This is a genomic window from Weissella soli (genome assembly GCF_001761545.1).
GTDB lineage: Bacteria > Bacillota > Bacilli > Lactobacillales > Lactobacillaceae > Weissella > Weissella soli.
Genome location: NZ_CP017326.1, coordinates 155,004 through 180,764 on the forward strand (window position 1 = coordinate 155,004; position 25,761 = coordinate 180,764).

At 43.8% G+C, this 25,761-nt stretch carries 17 protein-coding genes; 15 read left to right on the forward strand and 2 right to left on the reverse strand.

The genetic code is table 11. From position 1 onward, the window contains the following. The first annotated feature begins 178 nt into the window (after positions 1–178). From WSWS_RS00825 to WSWS_RS00865, 9 genes are all read left to right on the forward strand, one after another. Positions 179–1,804, forward strand: coding sequence for a peptide ABC transporter substrate-binding protein (locus tag WSWS_RS00825; RefSeq protein WP_070229484.1), 1,626 nt, complete (start codon positions 179–181; stop codon positions 1,802–1,804). A 345-nt stretch (positions 1,805–2,149) separates the two neighbouring features. After that, complete coding sequence (locus WSWS_RS00830) at positions 2,150–3,511, forward strand: gluconate:H+ symporter (RefSeq protein ID WP_070229485.1); 1,362 nt, start codon at positions 2,150–2,152, stop codon at positions 3,509–3,511. Between the two features lie 343 nt (positions 3,512–3,854). Then, the gene (adhE, locus tag WSWS_RS00835) at positions 3,855–6,566 is read left to right on the forward strand and encodes a bifunctional acetaldehyde-CoA/alcohol dehydrogenase (RefSeq protein ID WP_070229486.1); all 2,712 of its coding nucleotides are present in this window, start codon (positions 3,855–3,857) and stop codon (positions 6,564–6,566) included. A 145-nt stretch (positions 6,567–6,711) separates the two neighbouring features. Continuing rightward, on the forward strand, positions 6,712–7,482 hold the full coding sequence (locus WSWS_RS00840) for a TrmH family RNA methyltransferase (RefSeq protein ID WP_070229487.1): 771 nt from the start codon (positions 6,712–6,714) through the stop codon (positions 7,480–7,482). Positions 7,483–7,516: 34 nt separating this feature from the next. Beyond that, on the forward strand, positions 7,517–7,987 hold the full coding sequence (locus WSWS_RS00845) for an HD domain-containing protein (RefSeq protein ID WP_070229488.1): 471 nt from the start codon (positions 7,517–7,519) through the stop codon (positions 7,985–7,987). Positions 7,988–8,125: 138 nt separating this feature from the next. Further along, positions 8,126–8,662, forward strand: coding sequence for an rRNA large subunit pseudouridine synthase E (locus WSWS_RS00850; protein ID WP_070229489.1), 537 nt, complete (start codon positions 8,126–8,128; stop codon positions 8,660–8,662). Positions 8,663–8,905: 243 nt separating this feature from the next. Beyond that, positions 8,906–9,250: a winged helix-turn-helix transcriptional regulator gene (locus tag WSWS_RS00855; RefSeq protein WP_070229490.1), complete on the forward strand. Its 345-nt coding sequence runs from the start codon at positions 8,906–8,908 to the stop codon at positions 9,248–9,250. Positions 9,251–9,370: 120 nt separating this feature from the next. Continuing rightward, the gene (locus WSWS_RS00860; RefSeq protein ID WP_070229491.1) at positions 9,371–10,150 is read left to right on the forward strand and encodes an SseB family protein; all 780 of its coding nucleotides are present in this window, start codon (positions 9,371–9,373) and stop codon (positions 10,148–10,150) included. Positions 10,151–10,243: 93 nt separating this feature from the next. Continuing rightward, positions 10,244–11,083, forward strand: a complete 840-nt coding sequence (locus tag WSWS_RS00865; protein WP_070229492.1) for an SseB family protein — start codon at positions 10,244–10,246, stop codon at positions 11,081–11,083. Positions 11,084–11,274: 191 nt separating this feature from the next. Here WSWS_RS00865 and WSWS_RS08290 read toward each other — a convergent pair whose 3' ends face one another. After that, a complete protein-coding gene (locus WSWS_RS08290) occupies positions 11,275–11,400 on the reverse strand; it encodes a hypothetical protein (protein WP_257784812.1) in 126 nt (41 codons plus the stop codon). Positions 11,401–11,549: 149 nt separating this feature from the next. Beyond that, a complete protein-coding gene (locus tag WSWS_RS00870; protein WP_070229493.1) occupies positions 11,550–12,269 on the reverse strand; it encodes a TerC family protein in 720 nt (239 codons plus the stop codon). 275 nt (positions 12,270–12,544) lie between these two features. On the opposite strand from WSWS_RS00870, the gene WSWS_RS00875 reads away from it, so the two are divergent. The 6 genes from WSWS_RS00875 (at position 12,545) to adhP (ending at position 25,760) form a co-directional block, all read left to right on the forward strand. Then, complete coding sequence (locus tag WSWS_RS00875; protein WP_114981408.1) at positions 12,545–14,191, forward strand: NAD(P)/FAD-dependent oxidoreductase; 1,647 nt, start codon at positions 12,545–12,547, stop codon at positions 14,189–14,191. 341 nt (positions 14,192–14,532) lie between these two features. After that, entirely contained in the window at positions 14,533–15,486 is a 954-nt protein-coding gene (locus tag WSWS_RS00880; protein ID WP_070229495.1) for a TerC family protein, read from the forward strand. A 136-nt stretch (positions 15,487–15,622) separates the two neighbouring features. Then, the gene (pepV, locus tag WSWS_RS00885; protein WP_070229496.1) at positions 15,623–17,050 is read left to right on the forward strand and encodes a dipeptidase PepV; all 1,428 of its coding nucleotides are present in this window, start codon (positions 15,623–15,625) and stop codon (positions 17,048–17,050) included. Between the two features lie 130 nt (positions 17,051–17,180). Next, complete coding sequence (locus tag WSWS_RS00890; protein WP_070229497.1) at positions 17,181–20,729, forward strand: PD-(D/E)XK nuclease family protein; 3,549 nt, start codon at positions 17,181–17,183, stop codon at positions 20,727–20,729. Next, positions 20,729–24,547 (forward strand): helicase-exonuclease AddAB subunit AddA, encoded by a 3,819-nt coding sequence (addA, locus tag WSWS_RS00895; RefSeq protein WP_181777839.1) that lies wholly within the window; start codon positions 20,729–20,731, stop codon positions 24,545–24,547. The genes WSWS_RS00890 and addA overlap by 1 nt, the downstream gene beginning before the upstream one ends. A gap of 160 nt (positions 24,548–24,707) precedes the next feature. Continuing rightward, the gene (gene adhP / locus WSWS_RS00900; protein WP_070229498.1) at positions 24,708–25,760 is read left to right on the forward strand and encodes an alcohol dehydrogenase AdhP; all 1,053 of its coding nucleotides are present in this window, start codon (positions 24,708–24,710) and stop codon (positions 25,758–25,760) included. The last annotated feature ends 1 nt before the right edge of the window (position 25,761 follow it).

The window sequence follows — 25,761 nt, forward strand, 5'->3', positions numbered from 1 at the left end:
TTTATTGGGGATGACTCAATAAACTTTTTTTTTGACTAACCGCTTATTTACTAATAACAAAATGAGTAAAATGCATCTAAAATTAAAAAACAATTAGACAAATGATTTATGGTTATGTTAAGATACTCTCAACGAATTTTAAAAATAATAAGATATAGAAATTCAGGAGATGAAGTGTATGAAGCAATTGGGGAAAACAGCTGTATTGCTGGCATCGGTTGCGATGCTTGGGAGTGTAGCGGTGCCTGCGACGACGGCATCAGCAGCTGGTAAGACAATTAATTGGTCAGAAATTGCCGATTTGCCAACGATGGATCCTTCAAAGTCGACAGATACAGTTTCTGCAGACGCACTGGCAGCGACGAGCTTGCCACTGGTACAATTCGGTAAGAATAATAAGATTGAATTTGAAGCAGCGAAGAGTTATGAGAAATCAAAGGATGGGTTGACCTATACCTTCCACTTGCGTAAGAACTTGAAGTGGGCTAATGGCGACAAGTTGACGGCCAAGGATTTCGTCTATGGCTGGCAACGCTCAATTAATCCAAAAACTGCTTCAGAATATGCCTACTTGTTTGACGGGGTGAAGAACGCCAATGCCATTCAAGCGGGGACAGCCAAAGTAGCTGATTTGGGTATTTCAGCGACTGATGATTATACATTGAAGGTGACTTTGGAAAAGGCTGTGCCATACTTCTTACAAGTCATCACGATGCCTGTCTTCTTCCCACAAAGTCAAACCTTTGTGGAAAAGCAGGGTGATAAGTACGGGACTTCCGCCGCAACTTACTTATCAGCTGGTCCATATAAGTTGACTGGTTGGAATGGTTCAAACCAAAAGTATGCCTATGTTAAGAATACTAACTATTGGGATAAGCAAGATGTGAAGACGAAGAAGATTAATGTGCAGATCATCAAGGACCAAAACACTGGTTATAACTTGTATCAAGGTAAAAAATTAGACTTCACGACTTTATCACCAGATCAAGTGAAGAGTTCAAAGACAAAGAAGGCTTATACGCAAATCAAGCAAGGTGCAACACAAATGTTGCAGTTGAATGAAGCAAAGGTCAAGGCCTTCAAGAACCTCAAAGTACGTCAGGCCATCTCATATGCCATTGACCGTAAGACTTTGGCTAATAACATCGTGACTGGTGCAGCTGTACCGGCCAAGAGTTACACACCAACTGGCCTAGCCAAGGATCCAAACACAGGTAAGGATTTTGCCAAGGGTGCCGCAGTCAAGGGTGCCATCTCATATGACAAGAAGAAGGCCGCTAAGTTGTTTAAGGCTGGTTTGAAAGAAGTCGGTATCTCAAAGTTGAAGATTACCTTGCTGACAGATGACGATGATTCATCAAAGCGCGTGGCACAATTCTTGCAACAACAATTGGAAGACCACTTGAAGGGACTGACGGTGACTATTAAGTCAGTTCCTAAGAAGCAACGTTTGGCTTTGAGTACTGCCAAGGACTTCGATATGGTTAACTTTGGTTGGCTAGCTGATTATCCTGACGCCTCATCATTCTTGGATTTGTACACTTCTGATGCTTCATATAACTATGGTAGCTGGAAGAACACAACCTTTGACAGTGTGATGGCAGATACTAAGGACAAGGATGCCAACAACGCCAAAGCCCGTTATGCCGACTTTAAGAAGGCTGAACAAACCCTTGAAAAGGATATGGGTGTGGTCCCAATGTACTATCGTTCAACGGCAGCTTTGAAGAACACTAAGGTCAAAGGTGTGATCTTTAATCCGACCGGTGCGCCATACAATTTCAAGTACGCAGTTAAAAAGTAAGCACAACACAATTTAATGCTGAATTTCATAGCACGACGGATGAGTCTGACGATATATGTCAGGCTTTTTCTATTCGTTTTCAAGAAAAAAATGTAAAAAAGGGGCACTGTTTCGATAGAAAAATATCACACAATGATGAAATATTAATAGTTACAGGTGCCTATGGGCCGGCAAATTTTAGCAAAAATGGTTTATTTACTAATTTTTTTAGAGTTTTAAAAAAACAATGTAATTTTTTTAATACACATGAAAGCGGTTTCATGTTACTATTAATAAGTTGATTGGTAAGTTTTGTAGTTGAGAGCTTTTAAACTTACATATTGGGGGTTTTTTGGGGAGAGTAAAATGGGATCACTATTAGTTCTATTTGCCGGCATATTATTGCTGCTATTTTTGATTATCAAGGTCAAGATGAATACATTCATCGCTTTGATTTTGACAGCTTCACTCGTAGGTTTGGGATTAGGAATGAAGCTAGAACAAATTCCAGTATCCATCCAAACGGGAATCGGTAACTCACTTGGTGAGTTGGCGATTGTCTTCGGTTTTGGAGCGATGCTTGGACGTTTGGTTGCTGATGCCGGTGGTGCACACCGTATCGCAAATACGTTAATTAATATTTTTGGTAAGAAGCGCGTCCAAATTGCCGTGATGGTAGCTTCATTCATCATTGGTATTGCGTTGTTCTTTGAAGTGGGTATGGTTATCTTGATTCCGATTGTCTTTGCAATCGCGCTGGAATTGGGTGTGCCTTTGCTAACTTTGGGAATTCCAATGGCCGCTGCGTTGTCAGTAACGCACGGTTTCTTGCCACCACACCCAGCGCCAACTGCTATTGCAGGTGCGTTGGGGGCTAACACGGGTAAGGTTTTGCTTTACGGTTTGATCGTTGCGATTCCAGCAGCCATCATCGCCGGACCATTGTTTTCTAAGTTAGCTCAGAAATTTGCCCCAGAGGCCTTTACAGTTAAGACCAAGTTGACGGCCTTTGGTGAAGTTAAGCAATTCAAGACAGAAGAGACACCATCATTTGGATTGTCAATTTTGACAAGCTTGTTCCCAGTTATTTTGATGGGAATTGCGACAGTTTACACCGTCATCTTCAATGACGGTCAACCATATGCTAAGCCACAAGGGTTCATGGAGTCACTCGTTGCCTTCTTTGCCAACCCCGTGGCCGCGATGATTTTGTCATTGCTATTTGCTCTATGGTCAATGGGTTGGAAGCAACGCCGTACTTCAAAAGAAATTGCCGAAACAGTTGAAGATGCCACTAAGTCAATTGCGATGTTGTTGTTGATTATTGGTGGTGGTGCTGCCTTTAAGCAAATCTTGATTGATGGTGGTATTTCTAACCAAATCGCACAAATGTTTGCCCACTCAAGTATTTCACCATTGATCTTGGCATGGATTATTACAGTAATCCTGCGAATCGCTTTGGGTTCAGCTACGGTTGCTGCCTTGACAGCTGCCGGGTTGGTACAACCATTGATGGCCGCCGCTGGTATCGATCCTGCTTTGATGGTTTTGGTAATCGGGGCCGGTTCATTGGCCGCATCCCACGTCAACGACGCTGGTTTCTGGATGTTTAAGGAATACTTTGATTTGGATGTTAAGCAAACACTTAAGATCTGGACTGTTCTAGAAACAGTGATTTCCGTAGTTGGTTTGATTATTGTTTTGCTGCTAAACATGATCGTACATTAATGCATAAATGATTAACGCTATTGCTCACGAGATGGAGTGATAGCGTTTTTTGTAAAATGGCAGGAATTTTGCTGGTTCGATCCAAATAGACGACACCTTAATTGTATCCGCTTTCATTGCTTATTTATTAGGTTTTTCAGGTTTTAAGTTCATATAATCACAAGATGATCAAAGTGGTTTAAAAAGCCATTATTATAGTCTTTGTGACGATAAAAAATTTTTAGATAAAAAAGTATTGACATGACTTTGTGAAGTGTTATACTAATATTGTTCAAAGATGAGCAAACGAAAATATTGGTTATAGACTCACTATAGAAATTTAAAGAATTAGGAGATTACCGACATGACTGAAGGTACTACTGCTACACCTCTAAAGAAGGTTAAGAAAGTTTTGACGCCCGAAGAGCGTGCTGCTCGTAAGGAAGCGGCTGAAATTATGATTCAAGAACTTGTTACCAAGGCACAAGTGGCTTTGGAAGAGTTCTCACAGTTAAACCAAGCACAAGTTGATAAGATTGTTGCCGCCATGGCCTTAGCCGGATCAGAAAATTCATTATTGTTAGCACACGAAGCGCATGATGAAACTGGTCGTGGGGTTGTTGAAGACAAGGATACCAAGAATCGCTTCGCTTCAGAATCTGTTTATAATGCAATTAAAAACGATAAGACAGTTGGTGTGATTAGCGAAGATAAGATCACTGGCAAGGTCGAATTAGCTGCACCGCTTGGGATTTTGGCAGGAATTGTGCCAACGACCAATCCAACGTCAACCGCTATTTTCAAGTCAATGTTGACGGCCAAGACGCGTAACACGATTATTTTCTCATTCCACCCACAAGCACAACGTTCATCGATTCATGCGGCTAAGATCGTCTATGATGCAGCCGTTGCCGCTGGTGCACCCAAGAATTTCATTCAGTGGATTGAAAAGGGTTCAATTGAAGCCACAACGGCTTTGATGCAAAATCCACATATCGCTTCAATCTTAGCAACAGGTGGTCCCGCCATGGTCCACGCTGCGTTGACATCAGGTAACCCATCAATGGGTGTCGGTGCCGGTAATGGCGCTGTGTTTATTGATGCGACTGCTAATGTCGATCGGGCGGTTGAAGATTTGCTGCTATCAAAGCGTTTTGATAACGGTATGATTTGTGCCACTGAAAACTCGGCTGTGGTGCATGCTGCCATTTACGATGAGTGGATGAAGAAGATGGAAGACCAGGGCGCCTTTAGGGTTGCTAACAAGGATTTTCCTAAGGTAGCCGATGCTGTTTTCCAACCAAATGCAGAAGGTTTTGGAGTGCAAGGCCCCGTTGCTGGTATGTCAGGTGCATGGATTGCTGATCGTGCTGGTATCAAGTTACCAGCAGATAAGGATGTTTTGTTGTTCGAATTGGATAAGAAGAACATTGGTGAAGCCTTATCATCAGAAAAGTTAAGCCCATTGTTGTCAGTTTACAAAGTGGCATCACGTGAAGAAGGTATCGAAGTGGTACGGGCGTTGCTCAATTACCAAGGTGCTGGGCACAACGCTGCCATCCAAATTGGTGCGCAAGATGACCCATTCGTTAAGGAATATGCTGATGCCGTTGAAGCATCACGTATCTTGGTGAACCAACCTGACTCAATTGGTGGTGTTGGTGATATTTACACTGATGCAATGCGTCCATCATTGACGCTGGGAACTGGATCATGGGGGAAGAATTCATTGTCACACAATCTTTCAACTTATGACTTGTTGAACATTAAGACGGTTGCCCGTCGCCGTTCACGTCCACAATGGGTTCGTTTGCCTAAGGACATTTACTACGAGTCAAATGCTATTACTTACTTACAGGAATTACCAAATGTCGACCGCGCATTTATCGTGGCTGATCCAGGAATGGTGCAATTTGGTTTTGTCGATAAGATTTTGAATCAATTTGCTTTGCGTGAAGATCAAGTGAAAACATCCATCTACGGCTCTGTTAAGCCTGATCCAACCATTGGTCAAGCCATTGACATTGCTCGTCAAATGGCGGAATTTAAGCCTGATACAGTTGTTTTGATCGGTGGTGGTTCTGCTCTGGACGCGGGTAAGATTGCACGCTTCATCTATGAGTACTCAGCGAGTCATGAGGGTATCTTGCAAGATGATGCTGCTTTGAAGGATTTGTTCAAAGAATTGGCACAAAAGTTCATGGACATCCGTAAGCGAATTGTCAAGTTTGAACACCAGAGCCTGACCCAAATGGTTGCGATCCCAACGACTTCAGGGACTGGTTCAGAAGTGACACCGTTTGCGGTGATCACTGACGATGAAACACACATTAAGTACCCATTGGCTGACTATGAATTGACACCGCAAGTGGCAATCATTGATCCTGAATTCGTGATGACCGTGCCTAAGCGGACAGTTGCTTTCTCAGGAATGGATGCCTTGTCACACGCCTTGGAATCATATGTTTCCGTGATGAACTCAGAATTTACCCGTCCCTGGGCTTTGCAAGCCATCAAGTTGGTCTTTGAAAACTTGGAGACCTCATACAAGTACGATCCAAAGAACCCAACCAAAGAAGGTCAAGAAGCACGTTCAAAGATGCATTACGCCGCTACCTTAGCAGGGATGTCATTTGCCAATGCCTTCTTGGGCATTAACCATGCTTTGGCCCACAAAACAGGTGGTGCCTTCGGCTTGCCACACGGTTTGGCCATTACCATTGCGATGAATCATGTGATCAAGTTCAACGCTGTTACTGGTAATGTGAAGCGGACACCGTTCCCTCGTTATGAGACTTATACTGCCCAAGCAGATTACGCTGACATTGCACGTTTCTTGGGCTTGCAAGGTAAGGATGATGCAGCCTTAGTCGATGCGTTGACTAAGAAGATTGCCGCTTTGGCAGCCGCTTTGGACATCGATACCACTTTGTCTGGAAATGGTGTCTCAAAGAAGGACTTTGATGCTGCACTGGATGAGATTACTGAGTTGGCCTACGATGACCAAACAACACCGGCTAACCCACGGCAGCCTCGTTTGGAAGAATTGCGTCAATTGTTCATTGATCAATTTTAACCAGTCATTTAACAAAGAGATTTTATAAATTACGAGCAGGTACCCTGTTTGCAAAAGCTTGCTGAGTCATCGACGACTTAGCAAGCTTTTTGCGATATTAAACATAAGTAAGGTAATTTGTAGGTTTCTATCGTATAATGGAGATATGGAAAATATTACATCAGCTCAAAACGCCCGGGTGAAAAGCTGGGCAAAGTTACAAACGAAAAAAGGCCGTCAAGCAAGCCAAACTTATTTGTTAGACGGTTGGCACTTAGTACAAGAAGCAATTAATCACGACGGGAAGTTGCATGCTGTAATGGCAACAGCAGAGCAATTGGAAGCCCACATGGCCGATGTGCCACATGGTGTTCCAATCTTTCAAATTACCGACGACATTGCGAAGAAGTTGTCTGATTTAGTGACGCCACAAGGCATTTTTGCCGAAGTGACGATGCCATCAGCGACACGTGACCCACACTTCATTCATGATGGTGCCTGGTTATTCTTGGATGGCATTCAAGATCCTGGTAATGTCGGTACCATGGTTCGTACAGCAGATGCTGCGGGCTTTGCGGGGGTTGTTTTTGGTGAAGGATCAGTTGACATGTACTCACCAAAGGCCTTGCGTGCAATGCAAGGTTCTCAGTTCCACGTGCAAACCACCACTGGTGATTTGAAGGAGTGGACCACAGCCTTTGTTGACAACGGTATCAACGTTTACGGTACCCAATTAGATCCAGAAGCCGCTGATTTGTTCATGGTTGAGCCACAAACGCAATTTGGTTTGATTATGGGTAATGAAGGTCAAGGCATGGACGCTGAATTGGCTGCAGCGACATCCCAAAACTTATACATTCCATTGACTGGGCAAGCCGAGTCATTGAATGTAGGGGTCGCGGCAGGTATCGCGATGTTCGCTTTGAAGGCCCGTTAATCTGTTAATTGTTTCAATTAGTGGAGGAAAATGAATGCAAACATGGCAAACAGACCGTACGTATCGAGCAATTGTGGATGATCTATTAGCACATCCTGAGATACAAGCGCTTAGCAACTATACCCAACACCACCATTCAGATCGGTTAACGCATGTCATCGATGTCTCGTATACGAGCTATCGGTTGGCGTTACGCCTTGGCTTAAACGCTACTGCGGTGGCACGGGCAGGTATATTGCATGACATGTTTTACTATGATTGGCGCGTCACTAAGTTCGAACTAGGCACGCATGCCTTTATTCATCCACGGGTGGCATTACGTAATGCTGAAAAGTTAACACCACTCTCTGAAATGGAAAAGGACATCATTCTGAAGCATATGTGGGGGGCCACTTCGGCGTTACCCCACTATCGTGAAAGTTACTTGGTCGACTTAGTAGATGATTACTTAGCGATGCGGGAGTTCTTTACTCCTTTGCGTCAATGGGTGGCACATCATGCATAGAAATGGCAGAACCAGTCTGGTTCTGCCATTTTTTTTGTTGGCTGCAGGGCGCCGGTAGTTGATCAAAAAGTAAGGTAACCCCGATCCAGGATAGGTGGGTCCTATCTAGGCTTGACGTTTTCTTGTATAATAGACCCTATGATAGTTCTATTTAATAAACCATTTAACGTTTTAACAAAATTTACTGATGAGCAAGGGCGACCAACGCTCAAAGATTATATTGATATTCCTAAGGTCTATGCCGCCGGTCGGTTAGATAAGGATAGTGAGGGATTGTTATTGTTGACTGACGATGGTCAGCTTAATCATCAACTCACTGATCCTAAAAATAAAGAATACAAAACCTACTACGTGCAAGTTGAAGGTGATATCGATGAGGCGGCTTTGACGGCTTTAGAAGCAGGGGTGTCATTAAAGGATGGCCTCACTAAACCCGCACTGGCAAAGAAAATCAGTGAACCGGATTGGTTATGGGAGCGTACGCCAGCCGTACGTTTCCGAGCTAATATTCCAACGAGTTGGATAAGTCTATCAATTAAAGAAGGTCGTAATCGACAAGTGCGACGTATGACGGCGGCTGTTGGATTTCCTACACTGCGTTTGATTCGAACGCAAATTGGTCCGTACAAATTAGCTGATATTCCTAGTGGTGAGTATCGTATCTTCCACAAATAATTTTTAAGGGTCGCCACGCGATTTTGAGCATTATATTATGCAGTAATGTTAACATTGCAAACAATATTTAGTCATGGAATGTTCATAAGTGTATTAGTGGTTTGGGTGTATAATTGTAAGTGTTTAGTGAGAGTATAAATAATAAATAACGACATTTTTTCGTTGATGTCACCAATGCAAGCAATCACCTTGGTACGCCAGCAAGTGCGGCAAGTAATTTTATTTAGATAGGAGTGTGATCATATGGCACATACACAAGCTGAAGTGAAACCAGTACATATTTGCGAGAAATTCACGGCCACTTTTGATATTTTAGGTCGTAAATGGAACGGGTTAATTATCGAAGTGCTGTTGACGGAAGGTTCTTGTCGATTCAAAGATTTGGCACAGGCAGTCACGAAATGTTCAGACCGTGTCTTGGTTGAACGCTTGAAGGAACTAGAGGCAGAAGGCATTGTTGAACGACGCACGTATGCAGATTCATCATTGATTGAGTACGTTTTAACAGAGCGTGGACAATCAATGCGTGAAATGATGGAAGCTATTCATAATTGGTCAGATGAATGGCAAGTTGCAAAAGAAGCCTAACCAAGGGGGTGTACAGCATGTACACCCCCTTTTAGTAGGCACTTTGGTCCTTTTTATGCCCGCTCTAAATGAGACCTTGCTATACTCAATGGTAGATAATAATTTTCGAGGTATAGCGATATGGCAACACGTATTTATTTTAACGAAGTAGTCGATAATGAAGACTTGGAACAAGCCTTCAACAGTTATTTGCAAGACGTTAACCCGGATACGGAACATGACTTCATCAAAATGATTGGGGTTTCTCGGCTGTACGCACCGGTGCAAATCCTGGGTGCTGAGTTTACATCAGAAGCTGACGGTTCACTTTCGGCTGAATATGAAGATGGCATTGAAGTCCAATATCAAGTCATTAAAAACGGCAATGATGAGTTATTCTTCCCTGCATTCACTAGTCAAGTCGAATACGATAAGTGGGCAAAAACGTCGACGGCCCAAGGGTTAGTGACATCGTTATTGTCATTTGATCAATTCAGCTCCTTGACTATACCCAATGATCAAATTGCGGGGGTTGTGATCAATCCATTCGGCCAAAACATCGTTTTGAATAAGACGAATTTGCAGTATATGGTTGATGCTTTGATTCAAATGAATCAAAATGCCACGATCTCACTTGATGAGACGACCACCGACCAAACGGCATTTGCGGCGCTATTAGCGCGTGATTTGCCAGGTAATTTGCCCGATATTCGTACGGTCTGGGCGGTTGATTTGGTACGGGGCGATGAGCGCACGTTGGTTTATGTGTTGGATGCCGATGCAGAAGATGCCAATGCCCAATTTTTTGCTTACGCACAAGTTAGTGATCAGACCCCTGAATTCTCTAATGTTTTGAATGTGTCTCAAATTGGTTATCCACGGCTTGCGGTGTATACACCAATTTACAATAATGTTGATTAATAAATTAAAGGGTGATGTCAATATTCACTCTTTTTTTGTGATTAAAATTAAGATACACTAAAGGCAATAAGCAAAATGAAATGAGGCTCCCAAATGGCAGACCAAGATTTGACTCCTGAAGAAGAATTTAACAATGAAGAACTGTTGGATGCGTTGGCAGCCTTCCGTGAAGAACAAAATGAAAAGACAGAACAGAATTTTACTGTCGCATTGCTGAATGCCGTTTTCTTGGCACCAGTATTGTTCACGGAGGAACCAACTGTATTGGAAGATGGTGCCCTTGAAGTCGCACCGGATACAATGCAATTGCTGACGTTTGAAGATGAAGATGGGTCAACTATCTTCCCAATCTTCACAGATGCTGAGTCGATGGCTGCTGGTGAATTCCCTAATGAAGCGAACACCCAAATTTGGCCAATGACCATCGAAGAATATGTCCCCCTATTCGAGAACGATGCCACTTTGGGTTCATTGGCCTTGAATCCATTTACGAATGGCATGCCCATTACGCGTGAAAACTTGGAATATTTGGCAGCCGTGATTGCCGCCACCAACGAGTTGAGTGATGACGAAGATGATGACGAAATGGCACCAACGAGCGCAGATGATACGGATCAAGATTTGGAGATTTCAGTCCCTGAAAATGTGCCGATTGCCCTACAATATGAGTTGATGGGGGTGGCCGATGACCATGCCGGGATTGTTTCACAAATGTACTTGTTGTGGCTGGCTAGCACTGATAATACAAAAGCAAACTTCTTGCTAGTTGTTGATGGCCCCGAAAAGGAATCGGTTATGGCGTTGTTCCCTGAATTCGCCGCTGGCTTCGTCAAAATTTTGGGTGAAGAAGATAGTACCGTTGATATTGTGTCTAAAGAAGACTTTGATGTTGATTTGAGTGAGTTCCCTGTGTTATACAACACGGTCATTTAACAAAATAAAGTAGGTGCCATAACAATTGTGAATCAAACGCCAAAAATCGGCATGATTTAAGTGGCCAACTGGGCGGAAAGAGTTCGGTACGGAACCGTAGTTTTTCCAGTTAATTGAGAACATAATAAAACCCCATAGGTTGGAGAAAATCCAACCTATGGGGTTTTATTCGTTGTGACACCTGCTATATTTTAATCTAAGTAGTCACGATTAGTGGCATCAATGTCATTGATAACCACGACGTTCATGGTTCGGAGTACAAAATAAATCGCAACCAGTGGTAAGATCATTGATAACGATAATAATAGAGTTAGCATTTTCTGCCTCCTTCTTCATTGACCGGGGTGTTGCTGAATTGCTTGATTGTCATCAAGGTTAGCAAGTCTTATTAAAATTAACCTTAATCCCAGTCAAATAATCTCCTTAGGGCAAACAAAAGAGATGCACCCTGTTGGATGCATCTCTTTTACAAATGACGGTAACGATGAAATAGATACGTTACTAGTGCAACGACTCCCATCATTAAAGCAAATAAGCTGCTTGAAATTTTAATATTAATAGCCGGGATTTCCATAAATAGTTTAATCGCAATCAATATAATCAGGATATAAGCCATTGGCTCAATTTCTGGCATGATATGGATGAGTTTCATGAGGGCGTTGGCGATAAAACGCACTGCCAAGATACCCACGATACCTCCAATCAGAACAATCACCGGATTAGGTGAAATAGCCACACTAGCTAACACTGAATCGATCGAGAAGAAAAAATTGATCATCTCTAGTTCAAGCACGATGAGGACAAATGAATGCGGCGTTTGGTTTTGCTTGGATTTTTTGATAGCTTGCTTTGGATGTTTGCGCTTGTAAAAGTAGTCAATGCTCAAATACACGAGATAAAGGGCCCCAAGTACTTTGATTTGCCAGATTTTAATGAAATAGGTGGCAAAAACAATCACAAGGAGGCGTAAAATAAAGGCACTCCACAGACCGGCAAATAGAGCATGCTGTTGTTTCTTGGGATCATTCAGCGTGCTGGTTTTAGCTGCTAATACCACGGCATTGTCGACTGACAGTAGACTTTCTAATATCACAATAGAGATGATAATGGTCCAACCATCGGCTGTCATGATAGCTTGATGCCAATTATGAGCATCAAAAAAGGGTGATAGGAGGTCTATAAGCATAAGTGATTCCTTTCGTATAGTGCACTGTTAAGTCTACTCGTTTGCCACTATTTTTCAATGTTTAATAAAGGAGATGGCATTTCTGCGCCAAATTATTAAATTTGTGAAAAATCATGCTGACAAAAAGTCAGTATAGGGCTTTAATTTTGCTCCAATCAGTGTAGAATAGTAAATTGATTGGTATACGAAATTTACTAAACTGGACATTCGTTTGTGAATTTTACAACATGCCGGGAGTATTTCAGTATTTTATCGATAAAATTTTTAAGGAGTGTATTATGACGAAGAATATTGTCATCGTCGGCGCAGGTTATTCAGGAGTCTTTGCAGCGCGCAAGTTGTCAAAGCAATTCGCTAACAACGCTGAGTACCAAATTGTATTGATTGATAAGCATTCATTCATGACTTATATGACTGAATTGCATGAGGTGGCCACTAAGCGTGTCGAGCCAAAGCACATTCAATTCGATTTGCGTCAACTATTTGTTCACCAAAAGAATGTGAAGGTCGTTACTGCTGAGGTTCTTGCTTTCGATAAGGAAGCTAAGACAGTGACTACTGCCGAAAACGTCATTCCATACGAGAAGTTGGTTTTGGCAACTGGTGGGACGACAAACACATTTGGTACACCAGGTGTTGAAGAATATGGCTTCACCTTGTGGTCATTTGAAGAAGCTTTACGTTTGCGCGAACAAATTGAGCGCATCATTGGTGAAGGTGCCCGTGAGTTGGACCCTGTCAAGCGTGCTGCTAAGTTAAGCATCGTCGTGGTTGGATCTGGCTTTACTGGTGTTGAATTAGCTGGTGAATTGATCGAACAACGTAAGGAACTGGCTGCGGCTAACTTCTTGGACGAATCAGAGATCAAGTTGTACGTGGTTGAAGCTGCACCAACAATCTTGAACATGTTGTCAGATCGTAAGTTGGCTGATAAGGCTGAAGCTTATATGACTAAGCATGGTATCCATTTGTTGAAGGCAACTGGTGTGACTGCAGTTAAGGAACACGCAGCTGTTTTGGCTGATGGTTCTGAAATTCCAACGGAAACTTTGGTTTGGACTGCGGGTGTGAAGGCAAAGGAACAAGGCTCAAAGTGGGGCTTGCAAACTGGTCCTGCCGGCCGTTTCATGGCCGATGAATACTCACGTGCCGTGGGTGAAGAGGATATCTATGTCGCCGGTGACGTGGCTGCCTATCAAGAACCAGCTTTGACGAATCCTGATAACCCTCGTTCAGGTTGGACACCCCAAACGGTTGAAGGTGGGGAGTCAGCCGCAAACACCGTGGTGCCAAACATCGTCTTTGATTTGACGGGTAAGGGTACGCGTAAGGTCTTTAAGGGCCACTACCAAGGATTTGCGGTTTCAGTTGGTGCCCACTACACGGTCGCCTACTTGTACAACAAGATTGCTTTGACCGGCTTCTTGGCAAACATGATGAAGCACATCATCAACTACTACTTCTTCTTGCAATTGATGTCAGGTTACCACCTCTTCCATTACACACTCGATGAATTCTTCCGTACACCAAACGGTCGGACACCATTCTTTGGTAACACGTCACGTATGGGTAATGCCTTGTGGGCAGTCCCATTGCGTTTGGCTTTGGGTGTCATCTTGGTGATGGTTGGTACTAATTTGAGTGGCACGCTTGGTTTGTTGTTAGTGATCTATGGTGGGTTAATCTTCCTGGGCTTGTTGACTTCGATTGCTGCTTTCTTGACATTTATCGTGTCATTGATCTTGTTGTTCATGGAGCCATCAACGACCTTGTTATTGATTCCATTTGCTTCATTGGCCTTGATGAACGGTGCCGGACGCGCCTTTGGATTGGACCACTGGGTAACACCAATGTTGAATGATTTCCTTGGTAAGACGTTCAATGGTAAGATGGCATCACACTATAACGACTTGAAAAAGTAAGTTTAAGAAAAATTTTAATTAATAATTTCCTCATGTAAGCGTTCGCATGCTGTTGATATTTTTCTAGTTTAATCAAATTATTTTTTGGTTAGATTGGCCACTTAGCTGATAAGGTCAACTCCAATCAGGGCTGCAATGCTGATATGGGTGGGTATTATAAAATTAATTAAGTCAATATCCGATCGACCGTCATGCAAATGGCGGTCTTTTTTTAGTGTTATTAAAACTGATAAATGTAATTTGGGCGCAATCGCAGGACACCCCACCGCCACAGACGTTTATCTGTTACACTTAATATAGACAGAACGTAGTTATTTATTGTAAGGAAAAGGAGAAAATCATTGGAAGTTAGTTTAGGTTATTGGATCGCATTTTTTGCCTTCGTTGTGGTGATGTTGGCGCTGGATTTAGGCGTATTTCACCGCAAAAATGAAGCCCCTACTATCAAATCTTCCCTTTTGTGGAGTGCTTTCTGGATTGGGTTGGCCCTAGTCTTTGCCGTCGGTGTTGCGATATTTGCTAAGCCGGAATATGCCGTTGACTTTATCACCGCATATCTATTGGAAAAGTCGTTGAGTATCGACAACCTGTTTATCTTTATCTTGGTTTTCGGATTTTTCAACATTGATGTGAAATATCAACACCGTTTATTGTTCTGGGGTGTCTTTGGCGCCTTGATCATGCGGGTGCTCTTCATTTTTGGTGGGGCAGCTTTGTTACACCGTTTCGAGTGGTTAATGTATGTCTTTGGCGCCTTCTTGGTGATCACGGGTATCCGGATGCTCTTTGAAAAAGAAGGCGAACAGGACTTGAATGAGTCCCCTATTATCAAGAGCCTGCGTAAAATTTTACCGTTAAAAGAAGATGCGACAGAACCGCACTTTTTCGTTAGGGTGAATGGTAAACTCTTGGCCACCCAATTCTTATTGGCGCTGCTGTTCATCGAGGCATCTGATTTGATTTTCGCGGTGGACTCAATTCCAGCCGTGTTAGCGGTGACTCAAGATGAGTTTATTGTCGTGACTTCAAATATTTTCGCGATTATGGGCTTGCGGTCACTCTACTTTGCCTTGTCAGGTATCTTACCGATGTTCCGCTACATCAAGTATGCCTTGGCGATCATTTTGGCCTTTATCGGTGCCAAGATGTTGATCAACGAAGGTGCTGCGATGCTCGGATGGCATGTGCACATCTCAAATATGACCTCATTAGTTGTGGTGGTTGGTTTGTTAACTTTGTCAATCGTGGCTTCAGTGGTCGTTGAACGCGCCCAAAAGCGCCGTCGATTTAAATAATATAAAACAAGAAGCGTGCAGTAGTGCACGCTTTTTTTGATTAAAAAGTTTTAATTTTTCTTCCTTGATTCGTTTACCTAAAAGTCTAATATTGTTAGAATAGGTTATTGATATTTCTCGAGTAAAGTAGGATGACATGATGGTGACATGGGCTGAACGAACTAAACCATATGAAGCGGCGTTAATTAAAGATTTAAATCAAATCGTCAGAATTCCATCTGTGCTTGATCCTAAAACGATGACTGAACAAACCCCCTATGGTTCTGATATGGTCCGCGCCTTGGCGAAGATGGAGGAATTGGCCCGTCGTGATGGCTTGCGGTATGGTCGGGTGAATAATCAGGTCACCTGGATCGAGTATGGACCAGCTGATGCACCTGAAACCGTTGGCATTCTGACACACATTGATGTTGTGCCGGCTGGGGAGGGCTGGATTCGTGATCCGTTCAAACCGGAAGTGTTGAATGGGCTATATTTTGGTCGCGGTGCGCATGATATGAAAGCAGATTTAATGAGCTCCTATTATGCTTTGAAATATTTGCAGGACAATCATTTCCCAGTGACACGTAAAATCCGGTTGATTATTGGCACCGATGAAGAGAATGGTTGGCGAGATATGCCCCAGTATTTTGCTGAAGAGGGTCAGCCGACCATGGCTTTTTCACCCGATGGCGCATTTCCAGTGGTGAACGCTGAAAAGGGATTTCAAACAATTCGCGTGCGGTTTCCAAGTGATTCAACGGGGGCCTTTGAGTTACAACGATTTATTTCTGGGGATCGTGCCAATGTTTTGCCGGGTGAAGCGCGTGCCCGGGTACGGGTGCCTGATCAAACTACCTTAGCCGATGCATTTGAAAATTATTTACAACAGTATCCCTTTTTACATGGTACGACGCGCATCCGTAAGCAGACAGTTACGCTGGTCCTTTATGGTGTTCAGGTCCATGGCGCATATCCGCAAGATGGTGAAAATGCGGCTACTTATTTGGCAAATTTTTTGAGTCAATATCCGTTCGGTGGCGATGCTGCGCCGTTCTTGCACTTCGTCGGTCAGACGCTGCATGATGATCCCTACGCCACCCAGGTTGGTCTTCGTTATACTGATGAACTGACGGGGGATTTGACACTGAATATTGGCATTGTCCGTTATTCCAATCATGGGCAAGGAAGTATCGTGCTCAACATTCGCTATCCCACGGGGATCACCGTACCGGAAATATTTGCCACTTTGACCACCCATCTACCTACTGACAAAATGACCCTTGAGCCAGAGAGTGTTGGCATGGCACCACATTATGTTCCTGAAGACGATGAATTGGTAAGTACCTTGTCCTTAGTGTATGCTGGGCAAACCGGTTTTTACAGGCGTCCCCGTACTTCTAACGGTGGCTCATATGCCCGATTGCTAAAACGGGGGGTCGCCTTTGGTGGGCAGTTCCCGGATGTTCCAGTTTCAAGCCACCAAGCGAATGAAAGCACACCGGTAACTAACTTAACACGCTCAATGGCCATCTTTGCCGAGGCATTGACCTTGTTGGGTAATCCGAAGTCAGCGAAAAAATGATTGCTGTTACATTTGTTCGCGGTCCTAAGTAACCGGGTTATAAAACAGCACTTTAATCGATCACCACTAGAATGTGGTGGTCTTTTATATTAGAATAAACTTAATTAAGTTACCAGAATAGGAGTCGAGCATGGCGTTATCAATTATCTTTGGCGATGGTACCAAGGACTTAGAACTTGAGCTGTTGCAGAAAATGCAAACGACGATACAACACGATGCAAAAGCACGGTTATTCTATCTCGTGCCAAATCACATCAAGTTCCAATCAGAAATCAGTGTCTTAGAGCGATTAGCTATGTTGCATCAGCGTACCGGTGCGGTCATCGCTGCCCAGCAAGTGCAGGTCTTTTCACTGAGTCGGCTGGCGTGGTTTTACATGAATGAAGATCCCCTGTACCGGAAAGCTAATTTGTCTGATAACGCGATGACTATGATCATGACGGCTTTATTAAATGCGGCGCGGGATGACTTACAACTATATGGTTCATTGGTGGAAAAACCAGGCTTTATCGCGCAATTTTCTGCGCAGTTACTTGAATTGCAACAATCGGGCTTGAGTTGGGATGACGTTGCGCAATTGAGCACAGACTTACAAGCAACACGGGTGGTTTTGTCACGCAAATTGCACGATTTAGCGCTTATTGGCCGTCAATTCAGTGCTACTTTGGGCAAGCGTGATCAATATTTAACCAGTAATTTATTGGGCATTTTCGAACGCTTCTTATTCAATGATGGTGCTGATTTAGCGCAGCATCACTTCTATGTTTTTGGTTACGCACAGATGACGAACCAAGAACGGGGGGTGATTGAAGCCCTGATTGAAAAAGGGGCTAGTTTAACGATTGCGCTACCGGCCGATGAAGCGGCGAAAACGCTGGCTGACGATGTGGCCGAAACAGATTTATTTTACCGGCCCAAGCACCTAGCCCAACAATTACGTGATTTTGCCAACCAGGTCGGGGTCACGGTGACTATTAGTCAGGCCCAGGCAATGCGTCAACTATCACCAACGATGCAGGCTGTTTCTAAGTTTTGGATTGAAACAGCGCAAAACGGGATCACGTCAAACCAAACCGCGCCCGGGGTTGCAGTTTGGGAAACAAGTTCCCGTTATCAAGAGGTTGAACAGATGGCTCGCTATATTCGGCAAATGGTAGCCCATGGGACGGCACGTTATCGTGATTTCTTGTTGCTCACACCAGATTTAAAACAGTATCAAAATATGTTGCCGGCGATTTTTAACCGGTTTGAGCTACCATTTTTCATGGATGTTGACCGGTCGATGAGTGCCCATCCCCTGGTAGCCATGTTACAAGAATTATTAAGTCTTGCGCCACACTTTGATCTTAAGGCGATTATGCTTATTTTGAAGACGGAACTGTTGATTCCAACAGGTGTTGAAGTGGGTGCTTACCGTGAAGCGTTAGCCTTGACTGAAAACTATGCGTTGGCTAAAAATGTACCTGGTTGGAAATGGCAAAGTACAGAGCCTTGGCATTTTGAGGTTAATCTCGCAGTTGACGAAGATGAAGTTGTCAAGGCACGTATGGCTGAGCGCGATGCGCAATTAGAATTAATTCATACACAGGTCAGTGAACTACTGAACCCATTTCTGCAAAATTTGGCGACAGCTAAGACAGCCCGTGAACTGGCTACGAAACTGTATCAATTTTTGCATGATGCTGGCGTGGAGCAAAGGTTGCTCCAGTGGCGGGATGCAGCGATGGATCGTGGTGACTTATTTGCGGCTAAACAACCTGAACAAGTTTGGACACAGTTGATGGCCGTGCTGGATGATTTTGTGGCAATTTTTGATGAACAACATGATATGGCGATTAGTGATTTGCAAGTCGCTCTCCAAACCGCTTTTGAAACAGCTAAGTATAGTGCAGTTCCATCGACCATGGATCAGGTAACAGTATCTGAATCAGGTATTGTTCAGATGCAAACGGCTAAATACGGTTTCATTTTTGGGGCAACAAACAAGAATTTGCCAGTTACGATCAGGCAGCATGCCCTCCTACAAGATGATGATCGCCTGATTTTACAAACCTTATTGCCAGACGGGGTGAGCTTACGTGAAACCGCGGATGCTGAAATGGCCCAGGATGCGATGTTAATTTATAACGCCATGATGAGTGGTCGTGAAAAATTAATCTGGGTATATGCTACTAGTGACGGTGATAATAGTACGCAAGCTGCCTCATATGTTAAAACTTTTGTGCGGGGAATGGGTATCACTGTGACAGTCATTCCAGCATTACCAGCACCTGATGACCAGTCTGATGCCATTCTTTGGCGACTCGGCTCAGTGCAGAGTACGCTGGCAAATCTGGTCGTTGTGAATCGCCAAGCAGCCATGCAAAATACCAAACTCTCGGGTGCCTGGCAGCAACTGACTCACTTACTAACTCGCCTACAACCTGATTATTACGCCCGCATTATGGCGGCCCTTAACTACCGAAATACGGTTGAACAGATTAAACCCGCGTTGGTGACGGCGTTATTTGGTAATGATTTAAAAGCCTCGATTTCCCGTCTCGAAACGTATTCTCGTAACCCCTTCGAGTATTTCCTTCGTTATGGACTAGGTTTGCAGCCACGACAAGCATTTGATGTCACGCCTGCTGAAATGGGTTCATTTATGCATGCCATTTTAGAAAATGTTTTCCAAAAAATGATGGGGCGTGAGTTAGGATCAGTTTCCAATGCTGAATTAGTTCAATTGGAGACGCAAGCTGCACAAGAAATTTTGCAAGCAGGTAATACGATGTTCGATGTCTTACAATCATCGAGTCGAATGCAATTTTTAACGCAAACTTTGATTGAACAAGTCCATGTGGCATTGCTTAACATGCGGCGGGGCCAATTACCTAATGCAGGCATTCAAACGATGGGAACCGAAACCGGCTTTGGTATTGCTAATGGTTCCTTTAAATCAATGACCTTTGACTTGGGTGATGGTAAAGCGGTGACTGTCCGTGGAAAAATCGATCGTTTTGATAAGGTGCATGTCACGACGACGCCTAAAAATTTCTTGTCAATTGTTGATTATAAGTCTGGTAATCGCAGTTTCGATTATCGAAAGGCTTTTGCTGGTCTAGAGCTGCAATTAATGACTTATTGGTCTGCTATGTTGGCCAATCTTGATCAGTTACCCGCGGATACGACGATGGGTTCTGTTGCTTTTTGGTCATTGAAAAATGAGGTACTCAAAGTGGGGCAACAACTAGAACCAGCCCCCTATGAAGATCTATTGCGTCAAGCGGATGAAAAACGGCAGACACAAGGGACTTACAGTGGCATTATTTTGCATGATGATGACTTCTTACAACAGATGGTTAATGAAGCGGTTAAATCACCATATAAGATTAAGTTCAATAAAAACGGTAGTGTCGCTAAGAAGGGTTCAGATGTCACCGAACCTGAGGTCATTGATACCTTAGTGGCCTTCAATGAGGCCAAAATTCAAGAAATTGCGGCTAAAATTTTGGCTGGTCAGTTTGAACTAGCGCCATATCGTGATAACCAAAGCACTGGCTTGCAGTATTCTGATTTCACAAGCATTATGCGCTTTGACGCGATGATGGGGGATCAGTACCATGACTTACCTAAATGGCAAAAAGAGGACATCTTAGCAGCCATGCATGATTTCTTACAGAAAGGAGCGCAGAACTAATGGCTATTCAATTTACAGATACGCAACGCCAAGCGATTGTTGATAAAGGGAAAAACATCTTAGTGTCAGCTTCAGCTGGTTCCGGCAAGACGCGTGTGTTGGTTGAACGTGTTTTACAACGGTTACTTGATGGCGAGGATATCAACCGGTTTTTGATTGTAACTTTCACAGAAGCGGCCGCTGCTGAAATGCGTGAGCGTTTGGAGAAAGCGATTCAAGCTGAAATTAACAAGCAAACTACATTGGCTAAGCAACAGCATCTGTTGAAACAATTGCGGCTCCTAAAAATTGCTAATATCTCAACCCTACATGCTTTCGCCCTGCGCTTGATTGAACAATATCATTATGCGATTGATTTAGATCCCGTCTTTCGCTTGATTGCCGATGATGCGGAAAAGCAGCTCCTGATGTTAGCTGTTTTCCAGGATTTGATTGAAGAAAAGTATGCCAGCGGGGATGCATCTTTTAACAATTTAGCACGCCAATTTGTTTCAAATGGTGGTCGTGATGATGCCTTGCGCCAAAATGTGTTTAAGCTGTTTGACTTTGCCATGGCACGGCCAGATACAGATGACTGGTTACAGAGCTTGGTTAACGCCTATGAAATAGGAGATGAGTACACAGCATCAGTTTTTTATCAGCAGCAGATGCAGCGTAACTTACAAGTGCGGATTGAAGGCCTTTTAAAACGGGCAGAACAATTAGTGAATACAATTAACGACCAGCCTGTGCGTCAAGAAGATGTGCAAACAACGGTTGAGCAGCTGGAGTGGCTTTTAGCACAGTTAAAAAGTACCACTTCATGGGACAGTTTACGTCAGGCTGCGCGGGGCTACGTGTGGACAGCTTGGACAAAAAAGGGTCTTAGTAAACCCCGTGGCCTTGATGAACTTGAAGCGCAAGAATGGGAGCAGGTTAAGGAGACTCGTAAGGCGATTAAAGAAGATTATGAAAACCTCTTGCAAGACTATTTTGCCTATGATAATCAAACCTTACGCGTGGCGATTGCGGGTGCCCGTGAAGTCGTTGCTGGCTTAGTACAATTAGTACGTGACTTCCGGGAGGCCTATTTTGCAGAAAAAACGCGCCGCCGGACTTATGATTTCAATGACTTGGAACATTTTGCGTTAGCAATCGTTTCAAACGCTGAAATTGCAGCAAATCTCCGTGAACATTATGTAGAGATTATGGTCGACGAATACCAGGATACCAACTATTTGCAAGAATACATTCTGCAAGCGATTGCCCGGGATAATAATGTCTTTCAAGTTGGGGATATTAAACAATCGATCTATAAGTTCCGTCAAGCTGAGCCCAAGTTATTTGGTGACAAATTAACTGATACCTACCCTAACGATGCTCAATCTGAAGTCATCACGTTGGCAGAAAATTTCCGTTCCCAAGCAAATGTCACTAATTTCATCAACTACTTATTTATGCAGTTAATGAGCCAAAATTTGGGAGATGTAGAGTACACCGGGGATGCTAAGTTGGTGGCAGGTGCCGATTACTATCCGACTGACATTCCCCATGAGGCTGAATTATTAATTTATCTCAATGATGGTGTCAACGACGATCAGGATGACGACGAGGAACCGAGTGAATTTATCGTGACAGATGGGTTCACACCACGGACTGGGCAGCTAACGTTGATGGCGCATAAAATCCAAACGATGCTGGCAGAAGGTTTTGAAATTTATGATCGTGAAGAGCAAGTTAAGCGGGCCATTCGATATAGTGATATTGCGATTTTGGTACCCTCACGTAACTTAAACTTGGATTTGGTCGATGTTTTCAAACAATTTAATCTGCCAGTGACAATTAATGGGTCGGCCAATTATTTCCAAACCACTGAAATTGCCATCATCTTAGCTTTGTTGCAGGTGGTTGATAATCCGCACCAAGATATTCCCCTTGTGGCTGTGTTACGTTCCCCAATTTATGGTATTAGGGAAAACGGGCTGGCCTTGATTCGGGCCCAACATCAGAAGGGTGATTTTTATGATGCGGTGCAAGCATTTGCTAACAATCAATTAACGATTGCGATTGATGGTGTTTCGACTGAATTGGTCGAAACGACTAAGGATGCGGTCAAGCGTTTCTTACTTGATTTGCAACAGTTTCGTGAAACAGCCGTCCAAAATCAAATTGTCACGTTGCTCTGGCAAATTTATGATACAACAGGCTGGCTGGATTATGTTGGCGGTTTGCCATCCGGCGCGCAACGGCAAGCTAATTTGCACGCGCTATATGAACGCGCGGCGGCTTACCAAGCAAGTAGTTTTGTCGGTTTGTATCAGTTCATTAACTATGTCAATGAACTACAGGCAGTCGATAAAGACTTGAGTGAAGCTGATGCTAATCTAGCCACTGATACTATTCAAGTCATGACCATTCATGGCTCGAAGGGCTTGGAATTTCCGGTAGTCTTTCTGTTAAACGCCACTAATCAATTCAACACGCGGGACCTGAACGGTAAAATGATTCTGGATTCACAGGCAGGCGTTGGGGTCGAGTATGTTGATACTGACCATAATCTGGCCTTGCAAGCGCCGCAGGTGACTGCCGTTCGGGATGCCATCAAACGCGCCATGTATGCCGAGGCTTTTCGAGTGCTCTATGTTGCCTTGACCCGGGCAGAGCAACAACTTTATTTGGTGGGTACCTACAAGAATGTAGCGGAAATCGCCAAAAAGTGGGGCTTGGCTAGTCAATCAAGTGCTGATTGGATTTTAGACGAATCGATTCGACTCCAAGCTAAGTCATATATGGATTTGGTAGGTATGGCTATGGTACGCCATCCCCAATTTAGCAACATGGCTCAGTCATTAGCGCAATATGGTGAATTTGACTTTGGGGATGTTCCTGTAAAGGCGCCGGCGACATATCAAAAGAAAGATTATGCCACGGGCAACATTGGAAATTTGAGTGGTGAATTTGACTTTGATATTCAAGTTGCCAACGGTGCTGAGTTAGCAGAGTTGGTGGCTAAAAGTGCGCCTGCTAATCCTGAGCAACCACTACAGCCAACGACTACCCCGGCAGATATTGACGTGGATGCCACTCGTGATTGGCAGCAAATCCTTGCTTTCAACTATCAATATGAAATGGCTACGCGCGCGACAGCTTATCAATCGGTATCAGAAATCAAACGCTTATTTGAAGATCCCGATTTAGCGGTCGGACGGGATGTTGTTGATTTGCGCATGGCTGTGGGTGATTCCCAGGGAATGCGCTACACTAAACCAGAGTTTGCAGTACCAGCCTTTATGCAAGCCCAACATTCGCGCCCAACGGCGACAGCTATTGGTACAGGTGTTCATCTGGTGATGCAACGTTTGTCCTTGAAAGATGGTGCACCCACTACGGCGGATGTGTTAGCTTTGATTGAGGAATTGACCACGAGTCAGTTGCTTGACCCGCCGGTCGCGATGATGGTACGTAATCAAGCGGCCAGCTTGGCAGAGTTTTTTAGTCATTCAGAACTAGGTCGAGCCATGGTTACAAATGCTGCGACGTTGCAACGTGAAGTTCCTTTTTCAATGTTAATGCAGGCAGAGCAACTCTACAAAGGCTTTATTGGGGATGAACGGGTATTGATTCACGGAATCATCGATGGTTACTTTGAAGTTGACGGGGGCATCTGGTTGTTTGATTACAAAACAGATTATGCGAAAACTACAGCTGATTTAGAAAAAATAAAAGAGCGTTATGCTGGTCAGATTAATGTCTATGCCCAGGCATTGACCGCGATGGGCAAAAATGTGGTTCGGAAATCAATCTATTCCTTCAGTGCCAAAAAGATTATCAATTTATAACGTAACACCCTCAGTGATGAGGGTGTTTTTTTGGTTCTAAAAAACTTCAAAAATAATTGTGCAAAAAATCACATAATTGGTTGAAACTGAAGTGTTGATACGGTATAATGTATTTGTGAAATAGTTAACAAATGTTTTTGAAATTAAAGGAGACAGACCAATGAAGGCTGCAGTAGTACGTGAAACATTAGATGGATTCTTGGACTTGATTGATAATTGGTCACCAAAGCCATTGGCATTTGGTGAAGCGTTGGTAGATGTTGAATATTCAGGCTTATGCCACACCGATTTGCACGTTGCCAGCGGTGATTTTGGTAACCCAAATGAGTTGGGTATGCGTAATGGGAGCTTCCGACGGGTGGTCGGTCATGAAGGTATCGGCCGGGTTGCTAAGTTGGGTGAGGGCGCCTCTGATTACTTAAAGGTGGGTGATCGCGTCTCAATCGCCTGGTTCTATGATGCTTGTGGCACATGTGAATTCTGTGTTTCCGGTAACGAAACTTTCTGTCGTAAAGTTCGTAACTCTGGTTATACAGTTGATGGTGCGATGGCCCAACAAGTAGTTGTGAATGCTAAGTACGCCGTACCAGTACCAGAAGGTTTGGATCCTGTTGAAGCCTCATCGATTACCTGTGCCGGGGTCACTGTTTACAAGGGCTTGAAGGTCGGTGAGACGAAGCCAGGTCAGTGGGTATCAGTGCATGGTGCCGGTGGTTTAGGTAATTTAGCTGTTCAATACGCGCATAATGTCTTTGGCGCCCATGTTGCAGTGATCGATGGTAACGAAGACAAGTTGGCCGCCGCGCAGTCAAATGGGGCTGAAGTCCTGGTTAACCGGCATACCGATGATGTCGTTGCTAAGGTGCTTGAATTGACTGGTGGGGTGCATAATGCGCAAGTTACAGCGGTTAACGATGCTGCGTTCAGTCAAGCTGTGAGTGTGCTCCGGCCAATGGGTAAGTTAGTCGCCATGGCCTTGCCACAAGGGGATATGTCATTGAACATCGCCAAGACAGTTTTGGATGGTATCGAAGTCCGTGGTTCACTGGTTGGAACGCGTAATGATTTAGCAGAGGCCTTTCAATTTGGGGCTGAAGGTAAGGTTAAGCCAATTGTTGAAAAGGTTGATATTCGTGATATTAATGATGTCATCGAAGAAATGAAGGAAGGTAAAATCACTGGTCGTAAGGTCATTGATTTCACGACTTTGTAAT